The 16,947-nt window shown below is 66.7% G+C and carries 19 protein-coding genes; 9 read left to right on the top strand and 10 right to left on the bottom strand.

The features are described from left to right. Positions 1–45: 45 nt before the first annotated feature. The 8 genes from ACX17K_RS15195 (at position 46) to ybgF (ending at position 5,738) form a co-directional block, all read left to right on the top strand. Entirely contained in the window at positions 46–636 is a 591-nt protein-coding gene (locus ACX17K_RS15195) for a TMEM175 family protein (RefSeq protein WP_493775463.1), read from the top strand. Positions 637–700: 64 nt separating this feature from the next. Beyond that, the gene (locus tag ACX17K_RS15190; protein WP_046155298.1) at positions 701–880 is read left to right on the top strand and encodes a DUF3460 family protein; all 180 of its coding nucleotides are present in this window, start codon (positions 701–703) and stop codon (positions 878–880) included. A gap of 61 nt (positions 881–941) precedes the next feature. After that, positions 942–1,607 (top strand): class I SAM-dependent methyltransferase, encoded by a 666-nt coding sequence (locus ACX17K_RS15185; protein ID WP_493775462.1) that lies wholly within the window; start codon positions 942–944, stop codon positions 1,605–1,607. A 117-nt stretch (positions 1,608–1,724) separates the two neighbouring features. Next, positions 1,725–2,138 (top strand): ExbD/TolR family protein, encoded by a 414-nt coding sequence (locus ACX17K_RS15180; RefSeq protein ID WP_493775461.1) that lies wholly within the window; start codon positions 1,725–1,727, stop codon positions 2,136–2,138. Continuing rightward, positions 2,135–3,028: a cell envelope integrity protein TolA gene (gene tolA, locus ACX17K_RS15175; protein ID WP_493775460.1), complete on the top strand. Its 894-nt coding sequence runs from the start codon at positions 2,135–2,137 to the stop codon at positions 3,026–3,028. Before ACX17K_RS15180 ends, tolA begins: the two co-directional genes overlap by 4 nt. A 28-nt stretch (positions 3,029–3,056) precedes the next feature. Continuing rightward, positions 3,057–4,343 carry a Tol-Pal system beta propeller repeat protein TolB gene (gene tolB / locus ACX17K_RS15170; protein ID WP_493775459.1) on the top strand — a complete coding sequence of 429 codons (1,287 nt, stop codon included), beginning with the start codon at positions 3,057–3,059 and terminating at the stop codon, positions 4,341–4,343. Between the two features lie 12 nt (positions 4,344–4,355). After that, entirely contained in the window at positions 4,356–4,874 is a 519-nt protein-coding gene (locus tag ACX17K_RS15165; protein WP_493775458.1) for an OmpA family protein, read from the top strand. A gap of 123 nt (positions 4,875–4,997) precedes the next feature. After that, positions 4,998–5,738 (top strand): tol-pal system protein YbgF, encoded by a 741-nt coding sequence (ybgF, locus tag ACX17K_RS15160; RefSeq protein ID WP_046158654.1) that lies wholly within the window; start codon positions 4,998–5,000, stop codon positions 5,736–5,738. A 69-nt stretch (positions 5,739–5,807) separates the two neighbouring features. Here ybgF and ACX17K_RS15155 read toward each other — a convergent pair whose 3' ends face one another. Together ACX17K_RS15155 and ACX17K_RS15150 are read right to left on the bottom strand one after the other, a co-directional pair. Further along, positions 5,808–6,575, bottom strand: coding sequence for a DeoR/GlpR family DNA-binding transcription regulator (locus ACX17K_RS15155; protein WP_021478820.1), 768 nt, complete (start codon positions 6,573–6,575; stop codon positions 5,808–5,810). 141 nt (positions 6,576–6,716) lie between these two features. Next, positions 6,717–7,727, bottom strand: a complete 1,011-nt coding sequence (locus ACX17K_RS15150) for a zinc-dependent alcohol dehydrogenase family protein (RefSeq protein WP_493775457.1) — start codon at positions 7,725–7,727, stop codon at positions 6,717–6,719. Between the two features lie 106 nt (positions 7,728–7,833). On the opposite strand from ACX17K_RS15150, the gene ACX17K_RS15145 reads away from it, so the two are divergent. Then, entirely contained in the window at positions 7,834–8,745 is a 912-nt protein-coding gene (locus ACX17K_RS15145) for a cupin domain-containing protein (RefSeq protein ID WP_493775456.1), read from the top strand. A gap of 7 nt (positions 8,746–8,752) precedes the next feature. Here the strand turns inward: ACX17K_RS15145 and ACX17K_RS15140 are convergent, their stop codons facing one another. The 8 genes from ACX17K_RS15140 to ACX17K_RS15105 all read right to left on the bottom strand — a co-directional run bounded on the left by ACX17K_RS15140 (position 8,753) and on the right by ACX17K_RS15105 (position 16,863). Further along, complete coding sequence (locus tag ACX17K_RS15140) at positions 8,753–9,448, bottom strand: aspartate/glutamate racemase family protein (RefSeq protein WP_493775455.1); 696 nt, start codon at positions 9,446–9,448, stop codon at positions 8,753–8,755. An 81-nt stretch (positions 9,449–9,529) separates the two neighbouring features. Continuing rightward, complete coding sequence (locus ACX17K_RS15135; RefSeq protein ID WP_493775454.1) at positions 9,530–11,071, bottom strand: EAL domain-containing protein; 1,542 nt, start codon at positions 11,069–11,071, stop codon at positions 9,530–9,532. A 120-nt stretch (positions 11,072–11,191) separates the two neighbouring features. After that, a complete protein-coding gene (argH, locus tag ACX17K_RS15130) occupies positions 11,192–12,571 on the bottom strand; it encodes an argininosuccinate lyase (protein WP_493775453.1) in 1,380 nt (459 codons plus the stop codon). Positions 12,572–12,648: 77 nt separating this feature from the next. After that, positions 12,649–13,389: a substrate-binding periplasmic protein gene (locus ACX17K_RS15125; RefSeq protein WP_493775452.1), complete on the bottom strand. Its 741-nt coding sequence runs from the start codon at positions 13,387–13,389 to the stop codon at positions 12,649–12,651. Between the two features lie 271 nt (positions 13,390–13,660). After that, the gene (locus tag ACX17K_RS15120) at positions 13,661–14,395 is read right to left on the bottom strand and encodes an amino acid ABC transporter ATP-binding protein (RefSeq protein ID WP_231154753.1); all 735 of its coding nucleotides are present in this window, start codon (positions 14,393–14,395) and stop codon (positions 13,661–13,663) included. A 5-nt stretch (positions 14,396–14,400) separates the two neighbouring features. After that, positions 14,401–15,066: an ABC transporter permease subunit gene (locus ACX17K_RS15115; protein ID WP_493775451.1), complete on the bottom strand. Its 666-nt coding sequence runs from the start codon at positions 15,064–15,066 to the stop codon at positions 14,401–14,403. Continuing rightward, positions 15,066–15,806, bottom strand: coding sequence for an amino acid ABC transporter permease (locus tag ACX17K_RS15110; RefSeq protein ID WP_493775450.1), 741 nt, complete (start codon positions 15,804–15,806; stop codon positions 15,066–15,068). Before ACX17K_RS15110 ends, ACX17K_RS15115 begins: the two co-directional genes overlap by 1 nt. A 148-nt stretch (positions 15,807–15,954) precedes the next feature. Continuing rightward, complete coding sequence (locus ACX17K_RS15105) at positions 15,955–16,863, bottom strand: glutamate/aspartate ABC transporter substrate-binding protein (RefSeq protein ID WP_493775449.1); 909 nt, start codon at positions 16,861–16,863, stop codon at positions 15,955–15,957. Positions 16,864–16,947 lie beyond the last annotated feature (84 nt).

Below are 16,947 nucleotides of genomic sequence, written 5' to 3'. Positions count from 1 at the left end.
CCCGCCGCTCTACATTCCAGTCAGGACCATCCACACGAGACCCGCATGGAAAAAAACCGCCTGGAGGCATTCAGCGACGGCGTGATCGCCATCATCATCACCATCATGGTGCTGGAGCTGAAGGTGCCGCACGGTACCGACTGGCAGTCGCTGACGCCGCTGCTGCCGGTGTTCCTCAGCTACCTGCTCAGCTTCATCTACGTGGGCATCTACTGGAACAACCACCACCACTTCTACCACGCCACCCGCCGCATCGACGGCCGGGTGCTATGGGCCAATCTGCACTTGCTGTTCTGGATGTCGCTGATCCCCTTCGTCACCGGCTGGATGGGCGAGAACCATTACGCGCCGCTGCCGGTGGCGCTGTACGGCGCGGTGCTGCTGATGTGCGCGATCGCCTGGTGGATCATGCAGCAGGCGCTGCTGTGCCTGCCCGGCAACCGCACCCGGCTGTCCGAGGCGCTGGGGGGCGACATCAAGGGCAAGATCTCGCCCTTGTGCTACCTGCTGGCGATAGGCCTCGCCTGGTACCAGACCTGGCTGGCCGGCGCGCTGTACCTGGCGGTGGCGCTGATGTGGCTGGTCCCCGACCGCCGCATCGAGTGCATGCTGTACGGCGAAAGGGAGGCGGACTGAGCCGGCGTGGCGGCGGGGCCACGAATCGATTAAAATTGTCCGATCAGCCACCATGGAGGGTACGATGTACCAGTCCGAATTCACCCAGTTCATCAACGGCTTCCTGGACAAGAACCCGGAAGTGGACAGCGAGCGCCGCGAGCTGCGCCTGACGCTGTGGGACCGCGAGCTCAACCTGGACGACCAGCGCCGCTGGAAAGAATCCAGCGTGCCGCAGAAGGCCTACGTCTACCAGCCGGAATAAGCGCCGCCTGGATCGTTCCCGACGCCCTTCGCGGGCGTTTCGTCATTCTGGAAGCCCGAATATGACCCGCCACACGGTGACGCTCAGCAGCGCCCTCTCCGATTACCTGTTCGACATCGCCGTCGCCGAGCACCCGGTGCAGCGCGAGCTGCGCGAATTCACCGCCGGCCACCGCTTGGCCAAGATGCAGATCTCCCCAGACCAGGGCCAGTTCATGGGCTGGCTGGCGCGGCTGATCGGCGCGCGCCGCTACCTGGAAATCGGCGTGTTCACCGGCTACAGCGCGCTGACCGTGGCGCTGGCGATGCCGGACGACGGCCAGGTAGTGGCCTGCGACGTCAGCGAAACCTTCACCGCCATCGCCCGCGAATACTGGGCCAAGGCCGGCGTCGCCGACCGTATCGACCTGCGGCTGCAACCGGCGCTGAGCACCTTGCGCGAGCTGCTGGACGACGGCCAGGCCGGCCGCTTCGACCTCGCCTTCATCGACGCCGACAAGCCGTCCTACCGCGACTACTACGAAGCCTGCCTCGAGCTGGTGCGCCCCGGCGGCGTGATCGCCATCGACAACATCTTCCTGTCCGGCCGCGTGGTGGAGCCCAAGCCGGAAGACCCGCCCGGCGTGCACCTGGTGCATGCGTTCAACGCCAGCCTGAAGGCCGACCCGCGCGTCCACATGTGCGTGCTGCCGATAGGCGATGGCCTGACGCTGTGCACCCGCCGCTAGCCGGCGCGCATGAACTTTCACCATCGCCGGATGGTCTGTAACGTTTTGGCCACAGCGCCGGCCCCCCCGCCGGTGCTATGATGGCCGTTTGTTGACCGAGCTTACCCCGTCACCGTCATGCTGAACCGCCGCCCCCGCCGCCAGATGAACCAGATGAACGTCGTGCCCTACATCGACGTGATGCTGGTGCTGCTGGTGATTTTCATGGTCACCGCCCCGATGTTCACGCCGGGCGTGATCGACGTGCCCAGCGTCTCCGAGGCGCCCGCCATCGACGTCCGCCCGCTGGAGGTCACCGTGGACGCCACCGGCAAGATCGAACTGGTGGACGGCGAACAGAAAACCCGCGTCGACTCGCTGGACGACCTCGCCAGCCAATTGCAGGCGCTGGCCGGCGCCGGACAACGCCCGGTGGCCATCTCCGCCGACGCCAACCTCAAATACGCCGAAGTGGTGAAGATCGCCGACCGCCTGCACCAGGCCGGCATCAAGCGCGTGGCGCTGACCGTCAAGCAAATCAGCAAGCAATGAAGCCGCAATCGTCCGCCTCGCCGCGTCCCTGGACCTTCATCGCCTCGGCGCTGTTCCACGCCGGCGTGATCGGCCTGTTGCTGTGGGGCGGCCTGCAGACCACGCCGCCGCCGAGCCCGGCGCCGCTGGCGCTGGAGCTGTGGACCACCGCGCCGCCGCCTCCGCCGGCCGTGACCGCGCCGACAGCGCCCGCCCCCGCGCCGCAACCGGCACCGGAACCCAAACCGGTGGTCGAAGTGCCGCCGGCCGAGGTCAACCTGGGCAAGAAGGACGCGCCCAAACCCAAGCACGAGACGCCGAAACCGGAACCCAAGCCGGCGGCTGAGCCCGAGCCGAAAAAGCCCAAGCACGAACCCAAACCGGCCGAACCGGAGAAAAAAGTTCAAGAAAAGGCCAAGCCGGCGGAGAAGGCGCAGGAAAAGAAGGACGCCAAGGCCCACACCCCGCCCGCGGCCAAACCCGGCCACAAGACCGCCAAGGCCTACAACAACGAGGCCGACGATCTGCTCTCCAGCCTGGACAGCACGCGCACCAGCGGCAAGCCCAACGCGCGCAGCGACCAGGCTGGCAGCAAGCACGGCGTGGCCGGCGGCGCGGTCAACGGCTCCGGCGTCAACGCCGGCTGGATAGACCTGGTCAAGGCCAAAGTGACGCCGCTGGTGCAGATTCCGCCCGGCATCGCCGGCAATCCGGCGGCGGTGGTCCGCGTCACGCTGATGCCGACGCTGGAGGTCCGCGCGGTGCAACTGGTGAAAAGCAGCGGCGTTCCGGCCTATGATGATGCCGTGCAACGCGCGGTCTGGGAGGCCAAGACTTTCCCCAAACTGCCGGCGGGAGCCAACTTCAACGACGGCTACCGCACCTTTACCCTGACGTTCCGTCCGCGCTGAGCGGACGCGACAAAGCCCTGAGGAAGCCATGCCGAGTTTGAAAGCCCTGCTGCGGGGCATGCTGGTGGCGGCGATGCTGGCCGCCGGCAGCGCCCACGCCGAACTGAACATCGAAATCGTAGGCGGCGGTGCCAGCCGCCACGCCATCTCCGTGCTGCCGTTCAAAGACGAGGGCCCGACCCAGGGCAACCTGACGCCGGTGATCCGCAACGACCTGGCGCTGTCTGGCGCCTTTCGCCTGATCGACCCGTCCGCCGTCGCCAACGTGCCGTTCGAGCCGGCCGACATCCGCTATCCGCTGTGGCAGGCCGCCGGCGCGCAGTCCATCGCCATCGGCAAGGTGGAAAGCGCCGGCGGCGGCCAGATCAAGATCAGCTTCCGGCTGATGGACGCGTCGCAGCGCAAGCAGCTGACCAGCGGCGAATTCACCGTGACGCCGGACCGCAGCCGCCAGGTGGCGCACGCGATCGCCGACATGATCTACGAGGCGATCACCGGCCAGAAGGGCTTTTTCAACACCCGGCTGGCCTACGTGCTGAAATCCGGCCGCAACTTCGCGCTGCAGATTTCCGACGTCGACGGCCAGCGCAGCCAGACCATCCTGCGCTCCACCGAACCCATCATCTCGCCCAGCTGGAGCCCGGATGGCCGCTACATCGCCTATGTCTCCTTCGCCAGCCAGAAGCCGGTGGTGTGGGTGCAGGATCTGGCCACCGGCCAGCGCCGCGCGGTGGCCAACTTCAAGGGCAGCAACTCCGCCCCGGCCTGGAGCCCAGACGGCAGCAAACTGGCCGTGGTGCTGACCACCAGCGGCAACTCGCAGGTCTACATCATCAACGCCGCCGGCGGCTCGGCGCGCCGCCTGATGTACAACGGCGGCATCGACACCGAGCCGGCCTTCAGCCCGGACGGCTCGATGGTCTACTTCGTCTCCGACCGCAGCGGCAACCCGCAGATCTACCGGGTGCCGGTGAACGGCGGCGACGCGCAGCGCGTCACCTGGGAGGGCAGTTACAATGTTTCGCCCAAATTGTCGCCGGACGGCAAGACCCTGGTCTATATTCGCCGTTCAGCCGGCAATTTCCGTGTGATGTCGCAAGATCTGGCAACTAATGACAGCCGGCAGTTGTCAGACGGTAGTTACAGTGAGCGCCCCAGCTTCGCGCCCAATGGCCGCATGGTGCTGTATTCCAGCGACGCCGGCGGACAGAGCGTGCTGTACGCGGCCACCGCGGACGGCAGCAGCAAGGTGAAACTGGCCGTGCTCAACGGTGATGTTCAGGACCCGGCATGGGGTCCGTTCAATAATCCTTGATGGGAGCCAACAATGAACCTGAAGCAACTCGCACTCGCCACCGCCGTCGCCACCCTGCTCGCCGCCTGCGCCAGCACCAAGCCGGCCGAAACCCCGGCCGCGCCCGCCGCCCAGACGCCGACCACCCAGGCCCCGGTGAGCTCGGGCAGCGAACAAAGCCAGGTAGCGGTCGATCCGCTGAATGATCCGAACAGCCCGCTGGCCAAGCGCAGCGTGTACTTCGGCTTCGACTCGTCCTCCGTCGACGGCGAAGGCAAGAACATCGTCGCCAACCACTCCGATTACCTGAAGGGTCACGACAAGAAAGTGATCATCCAGGGCAACACCGACGCCCGCGGCAGCCGCGAATACAACCTGGCCCTGGGCCAGCGCCGCGCCGAGAGCGTCAAGCACGCGATGGAAGTGCTGGGCGTGAAGGAAAGCCAGCTGGAAGCCGTCAGCTTCGGCAAGGAAAAGCCGAAGGCCACCGGCCACAGCGACGCCGACTACGCGGAAAACCGCCGCGCCGACATCGTCTACCAGGGCCAGTAAGCGCCTGGCGCGGGCGGTTTCCCCGCCGCCCGCCGTCCTCGCCCTGCCGGATATCCGCGGGCGGCTGCCAAACGGCGGCCGAACCGCTATGATGTCCGGCAATCTTCATCCATCGGAACGCCCATGAAACGCATCGCCATCAGTAGCGCCCTGCTGTTGATCCTGAACGGCTGCGCCAGCACCAGCGACCTGGAGGAGACCCGCCGCCAACTGGCGCAGGTGAACCAGCAGGCGTCCACCCGCATCAGCGCGGTGGAAAGCAAGCTGTCCAATGAGAAGCTGCTGGAAATGGTCAGCCAGGTCGACGCCCTGAAGGCCGAGGTCGCCAAGCTGCGCGGCGACGTCGAAGTGCTGAACTACAATCTGCAAACCACCCAGAAGCGCCAGAACGATCTGTACAACGACCTGGACGGCCGCCTGTCGCACCTGGAAGGCGCGCCCGGCAAGCGCGACGCCTCGCAGCCCGCCGCCCAGCAAGCCGCCGCCGGCGACAGCCAGGCCAGCCCCGACTACGACAAGGCGCTGAATCTCTTGCGCGCGCGCGACTTTCCCAACGCGATCAACGCGCTGTCGCTGTTCATCCAGCAGAACCCGCAGGCGCCGCAGGCCGCCGAGGCCAACTACTGGCTGGGCGTCGCCCACACGGCGCTGCGCCAGTACGACGCCGCCATCGACATCCACCGACGTTTCGTCGAGCAATACCCGAACAACCATTTCGCGCCGGACGCGCTGCGCAATATCGGCAACTGCCAGCGCGACCTGGGCCAGGTGGATCAGGCGAAGAACACCTATCGCCGCCTGATCAAGCTGTATCCGAAGACCGACGCCGCGCAAAAAGCCAAGCAGGCGCTGGCCAGGATGTAAGGAAAACATCCGGCGCGGCCGCGCCGGAAAAGGAAAAGGGCGCCTCCCGGCGCCCTTTTTTCATGGCTGTCAGGCCTCGGACAACACCAGCCTGACGTTGTGCTCTTCCAACAGCTTGGCCACCGGCTCCGGCGGCGTCGCGTCGGTGAACACGGTGTGGAACTCGCTGATGTGGCCCATGCGCACCAGCGCGTTGCGGCCGAACTTGCTGTGGTCGGCGGCCAGGTAGCGGTGGCGGGCGTTGTTCATCATCGCCTGGGCGACGCGCACCTCGCGGTAGTCGAAATCCAGCAGCGAGCCATCGGTCTCGATGCCGGACACGCCGATGATCGCGTAGTCCACCTTGAACTGGTTGATGAAATCCAGCGTCGCCACGCCGGTGATGCCGCCGTCCGACGCGCGCACGGTGCCGGAGGTGATCATCGCGGTGAAGTCCGGGTTGGTGGACATGATGGAGGCGACGTGGATGTTGTTGGTGATGACGCGCAAGCCCTTGTGGGTGGCCGTCAGCGCCTGCGCCACCGCTTCGATGGTGGTGCCTATGCTCATGAACAGCGAAGCGTGGTCGGGGATGCTGCGCGCGATCATGTCGGCGATATGGGCCTTTTCGCTCTGGAACTTTCCTTTGCGAGCAAAATAGTCCTCGTTCTCCACGCTGTTCCCGAGCGCGGCGCCGCCGTGGTAGCGGCGAAGCAGATTGGCCTCGCACAGCTGGTTGATGTCGCGCCGTATCGTCTGCGGTGTGACATCGAGCAGGCGGGCCAGCTCTTCGATGGGCATGAAGCCGTTTTCGCGAACCAGCTGCAGGATTTTGTCGTGTCGTGGAGAGCGGCTCATAACTATTCGGAATCGAAAATCACGTTACTTTAGTAACATATTTTTCCCCCCGATAGCAAATGCGAACCGCAAATTTCCCGGGCTTTCCGTCTGTTTGCGAAGCCGGAGGCGTCTGGCCGCCACAACGGCGGCCGACCAGGCTCAGTGCGCGATCACCACCTTGCCGAAATGGCGGCGGGCGAGAAAGTGCTCCCAGGCCGCGCGCGCGTCGCCGAACGGGAACACCCGATCCACCACCGGCCGCAACGCCTGCCGGTCAATCGCGCGCAGCATCGCCTCCATGCCCTCGCGGTGGCCGACCGCGATGCGGCGCAGGGTGGCGCCGCTGAGGAAGTAGCGCATGAAATCCAGCTCCGCCGCGCCGTCGGCCAGGAAGCCGATCACCGCGATCTCACCGCCCGGCGCCACCGCCGCCAGCGACTGCTCCAGCGTGCCCTTGCCACCCACCTCGACCACCAGGTCCACGCCCAGGCCGCCGTTCAGCTCGCGCGCCCGCGCGCCCCATGCCGGCACGGCGAGGTAGTCGATCGCCTCGTCCGCGCCCAGCGCCTTCAGCCTGTCCGCCTTGGCCATGCCGGAGGTGGTGGCGATCACCCGCGCGCCCATCGCCTTGGCCAGCTGCAAGGCGAACAGCGACACCCCGCCCGAGCCCTGCACCAACACCGTGTCGCCGGCCTTGATCGGCCGCGGCCCGGTCAGCGCGGTCCAGGCGGTCAGCGCCGCGCACGGCAGCGTCGCCGCTTCGGCCCAGTCCAGATGGTCCGGCACGCGAACCAGCGCCTCCTCGCTCACCGCCTTGTATTCGCACAGCCAGCCATCCTGGTCGCTGGCGTACTGGCGCGCCGCCTCCGCAGGTGGAAACGGGCCGCCGAACCATTGCGGGAAGAAGGTGTTGCACACCCGGTCGCCCAGCTGGAAGCGGTTGCAGCCCTCGCCCAGTTCGACGATCTCGCCGGCGCCGTCGGACAAGGGAACCAGGCCGTCGCGCCAGCTCATCGGGTACTGGCCGCGCAACAGCGCCAAGTCGCGGTAATTCAGCGAACTGGCGCGCACCCGCACCAGGGCTTCGCCGCGGCCGGGCGTCGGCATCGGCCCGTCATGCCGCGCCAGGTGGTCCAGCGAGCCGAAACGGGAGAAACGGTAGCTTTGCATGGGAGATGGCCTTGGATAAAAATCACTCGGACATCTTGCCGCGCCGCGCCAGGATGATGAATGATTAACCGTGCCTGTTTTTTCACCTTTCGTACCGGATTCAATCATGGACCTGCTGGAAGACATCTTCGCCGCGATGCGGGTGGAGAGCGCGCTGTACGCGCGGCTGGAAGCGCGCGCGCCATGGGGCATAGACTTCGCCCACCAGGTGTCGGCGCGCTTCGGCGTCGTCGCCCACGGCCGCTGCCTGTTGGATGGCGCGGGCCTGGATCAGCCGCTGCCGCTGGCGGCCGGCGACCTGTTCATCGTCAGCGGCGGCCAGCGCTTCCGCTTGATGGATGAGGCAGGCAGGGAGACGCCGCCGTGCGAGACGGTATTCGCCGGCCGCTGCGACGACGTGATCCGCTTCGGCGGCGACGGCGAGAAAACCGGCATCGTTTCCGGCCGCTTCGTGTTCGACGCCGCCGCCGGCGCGCCGCTGATGGACCTGCTGCCGCCGGTGCTGCACCTGAAGCTGGATGAGGAGCGGGCGCGGTTGCTGCAGGCGGCGCTGGAAATGATCGCGCGCGAGAACGCCGCGCCGGCGCTGGGTTCGCGGCTGGTGGTGCAGAAGCTGGTGGACGTGCTGCTGATCGAGGCGCTGCGCATCCACTGCCTGTCCGGCCGCGGCGACGGTTGGCTGGGGGCGCTGGCCGACCGCCGGCTATCGCCGCTATTGCAGGCCGTTCACTCCGACTTAGCCGCGCCGTGGACGCTGGAGAGCATGGCGGCGCGGGCCGGCATGTCGCGCTCGGCCTTCGCCCGCCATTTCCGGGCCCAAGTGGGCGACACGCCGTTGAACCACCTGGCCGGCTGGCGCATCCTGCGCGCCCGGGCGCTGCTGCGGGAAACCCGGCTGCCGCTGGCGGAAGTGGCGGCGCGGGTCGGCTACGACAGCGACGCCGCCTTCCAGCGCGCGTTCAAGCGGCTGACCGGCTTGCCGCCGGGCGCATACCGCCGCGCGTCCGCCGGGAACTGAGACGGCGCTAGGCGCAAGCCGCGGCCAGCGCCGCCTCGGCCAAGACCAGCGTGGTGTCGATCGCCGGCACGCCGCAGTTGGCGTCGTTCAGCACCAGCGGCAGCTCGGTGCAGGCGAGCGCCACGCCGTCGCAGCCCTGCGCTTTCATCGCCTCCACCACCTCCAGCAGCGCCGCCAGCGTGGCTGCGCTGGCGCGGCCGGTCGGCACCAGCTCTTCGAAGATGGCGCGCTGGATCGCCGCCTGCCGCGCCTCATCCGGAATCACCTCTTCGATGCCGCGCGCGGCCAGCGGCGCCTGGTACAAGCGGCGCGCCATGGTCCAGCGGGTGCCGAGTATCGCCACCCGTTTCAGGCCCCGCGCCGCGCAGGCGTCGGCCACCACGTCGAGGATGCTGATCAGCGGAATGGGCGAGCGGGCGCGGATGTCGTCCACCACCAGGTGCACGGTGTTGGCCGGGATCACCGCCAGTTCGGCCCCGGCGCCGGCCAGCCGTTCGAGCGATCCGACGATGGAATCGGCGACCAAGTCCCAGCGGTCGTCGTCCTGTGCCTGGTGCACCACGCCGAAATCCGGTTGGTCCAGCGCAAAGCGCGGGTGGTGATGGTGGGGAAAGCGGTCCGCGCACAGACGGTGGATCTTGGACAGGCAGTCTACGGCGCCGGGCACGGTGACGCCGGCGACGCCTATGGTTTTCGCGTTCATGGTTTCTGCGTGGAAAAGCGCGCCGACAGCCGGCGCGGAGCCGGCCAGTCTACCCATGCGGCATGTCCGCCGCAACGCCGCTCAGCGCTGCCAGGTGCCGCCCTGGCGAACGCGGCGGACAAACTCGTCCAGCGGCATCGGCCGGGCGATGTAAAACCCTTGCAGCCAGTTCACGCCCAGGCGGCTGAGATAGTCGTACTGCTCGGCCGTCTCCACCCCCTCGGCCACCGTCGCCAGGCCCAGCTTGGCCGCCAGTTCGGCCACGCTGTCGACGATATGGCCGGACAAGCCGTCGCTGCCGATGCCGGCGACGAAGCCCTGGTCGATCTTCAAGCCGCCTACCGTCAGCTGCTGCAAATACACCAGGCTGGAATGGCCGGTGCCGAAATCGTCCAGCGCCACCCGGACGCCCAGCGCGTCCAGGCGGCGGAACAGCGCCTCCACCTCGGGCGTGATCGCCACCATTTCGCGCTCGGTCAGCTCCAGCGTCAGCACCGCGCCGCTTTCGGCCAGCAGGCCCGCCCAGCGCCGGCAGTCGCCGTACAGATCGCCTTCCTGCAGATGGGCGCGGCTGATGTTGACGCCCAGGTGGAAGTCCGGCGCCAGCGGCAGCTTGGCCAGCTTGGCCAGCACGGCGTCCATCATCCGCCGCGTCATCTCGACGATCAGCCCGCTCTCTTCGGCGCGCGGGATGAACAGGTCGGGCCGGATCAGCCCCTCGCGCGGATGCCGCCAGCGCATCAGCACCTCGGCGCCGCGCCAGTCCGGCAGGCCGGGCTTCACGATGGGCTGCAGATAGCCTTCGAACTCGTCGTTGGCCAGCGCCCGCCGCAATTCGTCAGTGAAGGAGGCCGGCCGCCCCAGCAGCCAGTACAGCGTCGCGCCGGCCGACAGGCCCAGCAACAGCAGGATCACGGTCAGCGGCGCATGATGCGACCAAAGATGCAGGTGCCAGGCCGGCACGTCATAACTTGAGCGCACCATGAACGGATAGCGGCTGGAATGGCGGATTTCCTCCACCTGCCCGCGCGCGGGCATCGCCCCCTCGCCGTAGCGGCGCGGCCCCAGCCAGTGGTCCCCCACCTGCAGAAACACCAGGATGCGGTCGCTGACATCCTGCAAGGCCAGCTGCAGATAGCGTCCGTCCACCGTCGCCACCGCCGCGTCGCCGCCGCGATTGAGCCGGTAATACAGCAGCGGCACATCGGGCGTGATCGCGTTGCCGGACAGCAGCTGCATCCTGCCTTGCACGAAACCGCGCGCCGGCATCGCCCAGCGGGTGCTGCCGCTCAGCGACGAGCAATAGACATTATCGCCGTCCAGCAGCACGGTGCTGCGCACGAAAGGCGCGACCGCCACCTGGCGGCGCAAGGAATAGACCGCCTTGTCGCACGATCCGCCGGCCAAGGGCAGCAGGATGCGCGCGGCCTCGTCGGCCTGGTCGAGGATGCCGTCCACCAGCTGCAGCCCCTGGTCCACTTGCTGCCGCACGGAAGCCTGCAGGTCCTGCCGCTCTTGCCACAACAGCGCGGGCACGGTCGCCGCAAACGGCAGGGCCGCCACCAACAGGGCGAACATCAAATGGGACAGGCGATGGCGACGGCGTGGCTGCAGGGGATTCATCGACTCTCCGCGCGTGCAATTCCGGCTATGCGGAATTGATAATTGGTTTTAAATAATAGTCTTATTTTAAACCAAAAAATAAACCCTCCCGCAGGAGGGTTCGCGCGCGAGCCGGGAGGCTCAGCTCAAACGGCCACGGTGGCGGGCGATCTGCGCCTTCACCTGGGCCGGCGCGGTGCCGCCGACATGGTCGCGCTGCGCCAGGCTGCCCTCCGGCGTCAGCACGCCGAACACGTCGTCCTCGATCAGCGCCGAGAACTCGCGCAGCTTGGCCAGCGGCAAGTCGGCGAGATCCACGCCCAGGCCTTCGGCGTGGCGCACCGCCAGCGCCACCACCTCGTGGCTGTCGCGGAAGGGCAGGCCCTTCTTGACCAGGTAATCGGCCAGGTCGGTGGCGGTGGCGTAACCCTGCAGCACCGCCGCGCGCATCGCCTCCGGCTTCACCGTCACGCCGCGCATCATGTCGGCGTAGATGCGCAGAGTGGTCTGCAGCGTGTCCACCGTGTCGAACAGCGGTTCCTTATCCTCCTGATTATCCTTGTTGTAGGCCAAGGGCTGGGCCTTCATCAATGTGATCAGCGCGATCAGGTGGCCGACGACGCGGCCGGACTTGCCGCGCACCAGCTCCGGCACATCCGGATTTTTCTTCTGCGGCATGATGGACGAGCCGGTGCAGAAGCGGTCGGCGATGTCGATGAAGCCGACGCGCGGGCTCATCCACAGGATCAGCTCTTCCGACAGCCGCGACAGGTGGATCATCGCCAGCGAGGCCGCGGCGGTGAATTCGATGGCGAAGTCGCGGTCGGACACCGCGTCCAGCGAGTTGTGGCAGACATCGTCGAAGCCCAGCAGCTGGGCGGTGTAATGGCGGTCGATCGGATAGGTAGTGCCGGCCAGCGCCGCCGCGCCCAAGGGCAGCCGGTTGACGCGCTTGCGGCAATCCTGCATCCGCTCGGCGTCGCGCGCCAGCATCTCGACATAGGCCAGCAGGTGGTGGCCGAAGGTGACCGGCTGCGCCACCTGCAGGTGGGTGAAGCCGGGCATCACTGTGTCGGCGTGCTGCTCGGCCAGCTCCAGCAGGCTTTTCTGCAGTTCGCCGAACAGATGGACGGTGGCGTCGATCTCGCCGCGCAGCCACAGCCGGATGTCGGTGGCCACCTGGTCGTTGCGGCTGCGGCCGGTGTGCAGGCGCTTGCCGGCGTCGCCGATGCGGTCGGTCAGCCGGCGCTCGATGTTCATGTGCACGTCTTCGAGGTCCACGCTCCACTCAAGCTGGCCTGCGCGGATCTCGTCGCGGATGTCCGCCATGCCTCGTCGGATCGACTCCAGGTCGGCGTCGGACAGCACGCCCGATCGGTTCAGCATCGCGGCGTGGGCGAGCGAGCCTTCGATGTCCACCTCGGCCAGACGGTAGTCGAAACCGATGGAGGCGGTGTAGTGCTTGACGAGATCGGAAACCGGCTCGGAAAAACGGCCGGACCAGGCGTGTTGGTCTTGCATGGCGTAGCGTCCTGCGGTGAGGGTGCGAAAACCCTACTATGCCAGCCGCAACCGCCCACGGCCAGCGCGGATTTGTCCTACCGTCCGGCAGCCGCCAGGATGCGGGCGACCGTGCCGTCGGCCACCATGCCGCGCAAGGCCTGTTCGAGGTCCGCCTTGCGCGGATGGAGCGGCGAGCGCCGCGCCAGCGCCAACCGGTTGGGGTGGCGGTCGTCCAGCGTCAGCGCCGCCCGCTTCACCCGGCCGGCGAACTCCGGCCGCGCCGCCAGCGCCGCGCCCTGGCTCGCGTTGACGATCAAGGCGTCGACGCGGCCGGCCGCCAGCTTGCGAAAACCGGACTCCATGCCGGGGCTGGCTTCGCGGCGGATGCGGGCGTCGCGGTCGAAGCCCGCCTCGTAGCTCACCCCTTCCGACACGCCGACCGTCAGCGGCAGCAGATCGTCGTAGCGGGCCAGCGCGCGCGCGTCGCCGCTGCGCTGGTAAAACACCAGATGGTTGCTGTTGGCGAAGGGCGGCATCAGGAAATCCAGATAGCGCGAACGCTCCGGCGTGGGCCGCACGCCTATCATCAGGTCGGCCCGTCCCTGCTGCATCACCGCCAGGCAACGCGACAGCGGGCAGTGCAGGAAGCGCAGCGGCAGGCCCAGCCGCCGCGCCAGCTCGCGCACGATCTCGGTGTACGGCCCGGCCGGCTCGCCGCGCGCGTCCAGTTTTTTCCATGGCTCGAACACGTTGTAGGCGAGCACCAGCTCGCGCGCGTCCGCCAGCGCCGGTTCGAACGCCAGACAACACAACAGCAGGACGATCAGTTTCTTCACGGCATTTGCTTGGAAATGTTTTCAGCAATGCTATCCCCTAAGCGCCATGCGCTGCGCATTTGTCGACCGCATCCCCCGCCGCTGTTGCGAAAACGCCATCCAGCCGGCTAGAGCGGCTGCCGGCAAGCCATTGAATGGAAAATAATAATCGTCCCCCGCGCGCCTGCTGGCCCCGTCCCGCCAAAAATACCATCGGCACAACATAGGTATGATCCGGACGCGAAAAAGGCCCGGCATGCCGGGCCTTCGCCAACCGCCCCCCCGCAGCCGGTCAGTGCTGCAGGATCTTGGACAGGAACTGGCGCGCGCGCTCGCTGCGGGCGTCCAGATCGCCGAAGAACTCGTCTTTGGCGCAATCCTCGACGATGCGGCCCTGATCCATGAAGATCACCCGGTCGGCCACGCGGCGGGCGAAGCCCATCTCGTGGGTCACGCACATCATGGTCATGCCCTCGTGCGCCAGCTCGGTCATCACGTCCAGCACCTCGTTGATCATCTCCGGGTCCAGCGCGCTGGTCGGCTCGTCGAACAGCATCGCGATCGGGTCCATCGCCAGCGCTCGGGCGATGGCCACCCGCTGCTGTTGGCCGCCGGACAGCTGGCCAGGATGCTTGTCGGCGTGCGCGCGCAGGCCGACGCGGTCAAGCAGCTTCAGGCCCTTGGCCATCGCCTCGTCCCGGCTGCGGCCCAGCACCTTGACCTGGGCGATGGCCAGGTTCTCGGTGATGGTCAGGTGCGGGAACAGCTCGAAATGCTGGAACACCATGCCGACGCGCGAACGCAGCTTGGGCAGATCGGTTTTCGGATCGCCGACCGAGATGCCGTCGACGACGATCTCGCCCTGCTGGAACGGCTCCAGCGCGTTCACGCACTTGATCAGGGTGGACTTGCCGGAGCCGGACGGCCCGCACACCACCACCACCTCGCCCTTGGCGACCTGGGTGGTGCAGTCGGTCAGCACCTGGAAGGCGCCATACCATTTGCTGACCTTGCTCAGCGAAATCATTGCAGTCATACAGCCAACCTTTGTTGCAGGCGCTTCACCAGGCGGGAGGCGCCGAAACTGATCAGGAAGTAGACCATGCCGGCGAATATCAGGAATTCGTGCGGCAGGCCGACGATGTCGCCCTTGGAGCGGGCGGTGTTGAGGAAATCCATCAAGCCGACAGCGTATACCAGAGAGGTGTCCTGGAACAGGATGATGGACTGCTGCAAGAGCAGCGGCAGCATCTTGCGCAGCGCCTGCGGCAGCACGATCAGCCCCATCACCTGGTGGTAGCGCATGCCCAGCGCGTAGGCGGCGCCGGCCTGGCCCTTCGGTATCGCCTGGATGCCGGCGCGGACGATCTCGGCGAAGTAGGCCGCCTCGAACATCACGAAGGCCACCAGGCAGGAAGTGAACGCCCCCACCGGCTCCAGATTGCCGGTGATCCAGTTCAGCAGCATCGGCACCGCCAGGTAGAACCAGGAGATCACCAGCAGCAGCGGAATGGAGCGGAAGTAATAAATGTAGGCGGTGGCGAAGCCCGACAAAACCTTGTTGCTGGACAAGCGCGCCAGCGCCAGCAGAATGCCGAGCAGCACGCCGCCGATCACGCCGCCGGCCAGCATCTTCAGCGTCAGCAGCATGCCTTGGCTCAGGCCCGGCAGCGCCGGAACGATTTGGCTGAAATCCATCATTTGCCTCCCATCATGCCGGGCACCCTGAGTTTCTTCTCCAGCGCGTTCATCATCAGCATCAGGCTCATGTTGAGCGTGAAATAGATGACCGTGGCCAGGGTGAAGGCCTCGAACAGGTTGGCGGAAAACTCGGCGGTCTGCTTGGTCTGCGCCAGCAGCTCGGCCAGGCCGATCAGCGACGCCACCGACGAGTTCTTGATGATGTTGAGGAATTCGCTGGTCAACGGCGGGATGATGATGCGCATCGCCTGCGGCAACAGCACGTGGCGGTAAGTCTGGCCGAGCGAGAAGCCCACCGCCATCGCCGCGTTGCGCTGGCCGCGCGGCAGCGCCTCGATGCCGGTGCGCACCTGCTCCGCCACCCGGGCTGCGGTGAACAGGCCCAGGCACACCACCACCGACAGGAACTGCGAGGTGGTCGGCGACAGGTCCTGCTTGAACCAGACCTGCGCGCCCTCCGGCAGCAGGTCGGGCACCAGGAAGTACCAGACGAACAGCTGCACCAAGAGCGGCACATTGCGGAACAACTCGACGTAGACGGTCGCCAGGCTGGCGATCCAGCGATTGGGCAGCGTGCGCGCCACGCCGACCACGATGCCCAGCAGCAAGGCGATGATCCAGCCGCTGAGCGACACCGCCAGCGTCCAGCCCAGGCCGCTGGCGAACCAGTTCAGATAGATCTCGCTACCGACACCGGTGGGTTTGAAGAAGACTCCCCAGTCCCAGTGATAATTCATTGCAACCACTCCCAGCCGCGCGTCGGGAAGACGGCGCGGCGATCGATGCCACCCGGCGGCCGGCTTCCGGCCGCGCAGGGTCAAGCCGCCGCCCGCGAAAACGGGCGGCTACGTTCAGGACGAAGGCCGCATGCGCGGCCAGGCTGGCTTATTCGGCGGGCTTGTCGGTCGGCTTGGCCAACAGCGCCTTCAGCTCGTCGGACATCGGGAAGTTGAGGTTCAGCCCTTTGGGCGGCACCGGGCTGGTGAACCACTTGGCGTAGATCTTGTTCACTTCGCCGGACTTGAAGGTCTTCTCCAGCGCGGAGTCCACCACCTTCTTGAACGCCGCGTCGTCCTTGCGCAGCATGCAGCCGTAGATCTCGTAGGACTGCGACTTGCCGGTGACGATCCAGTTGGCCGGATTCTTGGCCTTGGCCATTTCGCCGTACAGCAGCGCGTCGTCCATCATGAAGGCGGCGGCGCGGCCGGATTCCAGCATCAGGAACGATTCGCCGTGGTCCTTGGCCGAAATCACGTTCATGCCCATGCTCTTGCTGGCGTTCATCGCCTTGATCAGGCGCTCGGACGTGGTGCCGGCGGTGGTGACCACGTTCTTGCCCTTCAGGTCCGGGAAGTCCTTGACGCCGGAGGTCTTGGCGGTGAGCAGACGGGTGCCGATCTCAAAGATGCCGACCGAGAACGCCACCTGCTTGCCGCGCTCGGCGTTATTGGTGGTGGAGCCGCACTCCAGGTCCACAGTGCCGTTCTGCACCAGCGGAATGCGGGTCTGCGAAGTGACCAGGTTGTACTTCACCTGCAGGTTCGGCAGCTTCAGCTCCTTCTTCACCTCGTCCACCACCTTGTTGGCGAGGTCCACCGAGTAGCCGATCGGCTTCTGGTTGTTGTCGTAGTACGAGAAGGGAATGGAAGAGTCGCGGTTGCCCAGCACGATCACGCCGGAATCCTTGATCTTCTTCAGGGTGCCGGTCAGCTCGGCCGCGCCTGCGGGCAGCGCGGCTAGGGTGGCCATGGCGGCCAGCGTACATCCAGCGACGACGGAGGTGCGAATGCGCATGAGGTTTCTCCTTATAGACTCTCTTTGCGGGTAAAGCAGCGCCGCTGTCGCGGCGCCATGATCTTCTTTTTAGTGATTGTCTGA

This window comes from Chromobacterium sp. INPA-IVC (assembly GCF_059047085.1).
The sequence above is the reverse complement of the archived record's forward strand: the minus strand, read 5'-3'. Positions and strand labels throughout refer to the sequence as shown.

Bases quoted from the DNA above. Each gene is read 5' to 3' on its own strand.
- ACX17K_RS15195 (WP_493775463.1), top strand. From the start codon at position 46: ATGGAAAAAAACCGCCTGGAGGCATTCAGCGACGGCGTGATCGCCATC.
- ACX17K_RS15190 (WP_046155298.1), top strand. From the start codon at position 701: ATGTACCAGTCCGAATTCACCCAGTTCATCAACGGCTTCCTGGACAAG.
- ACX17K_RS15185 (WP_493775462.1), top strand. From the start codon at position 942: ATGACCCGCCACACGGTGACGCTCAGCAGCGCCCTCTCCGATTACCTG.
- ACX17K_RS15180 (WP_493775461.1), top strand. From the start codon at position 1,725: ATGCTGAACCGCCGCCCCCGCCGCCAGATGAACCAGATGAACGTCGTG.
- tolA (WP_493775460.1), top strand. From the start codon at position 2,135: ATGAAGCCGCAATCGTCCGCCTCGCCGCGTCCCTGGACCTTCATCGCC.
- tolB (WP_493775459.1), top strand. From the start codon at position 3,057: ATGCCGAGTTTGAAAGCCCTGCTGCGGGGCATGCTGGTGGCGGCGATG.
- ACX17K_RS15165 (WP_493775458.1), top strand. From the start codon at position 4,356: ATGAACCTGAAGCAACTCGCACTCGCCACCGCCGTCGCCACCCTGCTC.
- ybgF (WP_046158654.1), top strand. From the start codon at position 4,998: ATGAAACGCATCGCCATCAGTAGCGCCCTGCTGTTGATCCTGAACGGC.
- ACX17K_RS15155 (WP_021478820.1), bottom strand. From the start codon at position 6,575: ATGAGCCGCTCTCCACGACACGACAAAATCCTGCAGCTGGTTCGCGAA.
- ACX17K_RS15150 (WP_493775457.1), bottom strand. From the start codon at position 7,727: ATGCAAAGCTACCGTTTCTCCCGTTTCGGCTCGCTGGACCACCTGGCG.
- ACX17K_RS15145 (WP_493775456.1), top strand. From the start codon at position 7,834: ATGGACCTGCTGGAAGACATCTTCGCCGCGATGCGGGTGGAGAGCGCG.
- ACX17K_RS15140 (WP_493775455.1), bottom strand. From the start codon at position 9,448: ATGAACGCGAAAACCATAGGCGTCGCCGGCGTCACCGTGCCCGGCGCC.
- ACX17K_RS15135 (WP_493775454.1), bottom strand. From the start codon at position 11,071: ATGAATCCCCTGCAGCCACGCCGTCGCCATCGCCTGTCCCATTTGATG.
- argH (WP_493775453.1), bottom strand. From the start codon at position 12,571: ATGCAAGACCAACACGCCTGGTCCGGCCGTTTTTCCGAGCCGGTTTCC.
- ACX17K_RS15120 (WP_231154753.1), bottom strand. From the start codon at position 14,395: ATGATTTCGCTGAGCAAGGTCAGCAAATGGTATGGCGCCTTCCAGGTG.
- ACX17K_RS15115 (WP_493775451.1), bottom strand. From the start codon at position 15,066: ATGGATTTCAGCCAAATCGTTCCGGCGCTGCCGGGCCTGAGCCAAGGC.
- ACX17K_RS15110 (WP_493775450.1), bottom strand. From the start codon at position 15,806: ATGAATTATCACTGGGACTGGGGAGTCTTCTTCAAACCCACCGGTGTC.
- ACX17K_RS15105 (WP_493775449.1), bottom strand. From the start codon at position 16,863: ATGCGCATTCGCACCTCCGTCGTCGCTGGATGTACGCTGGCCGCCATG.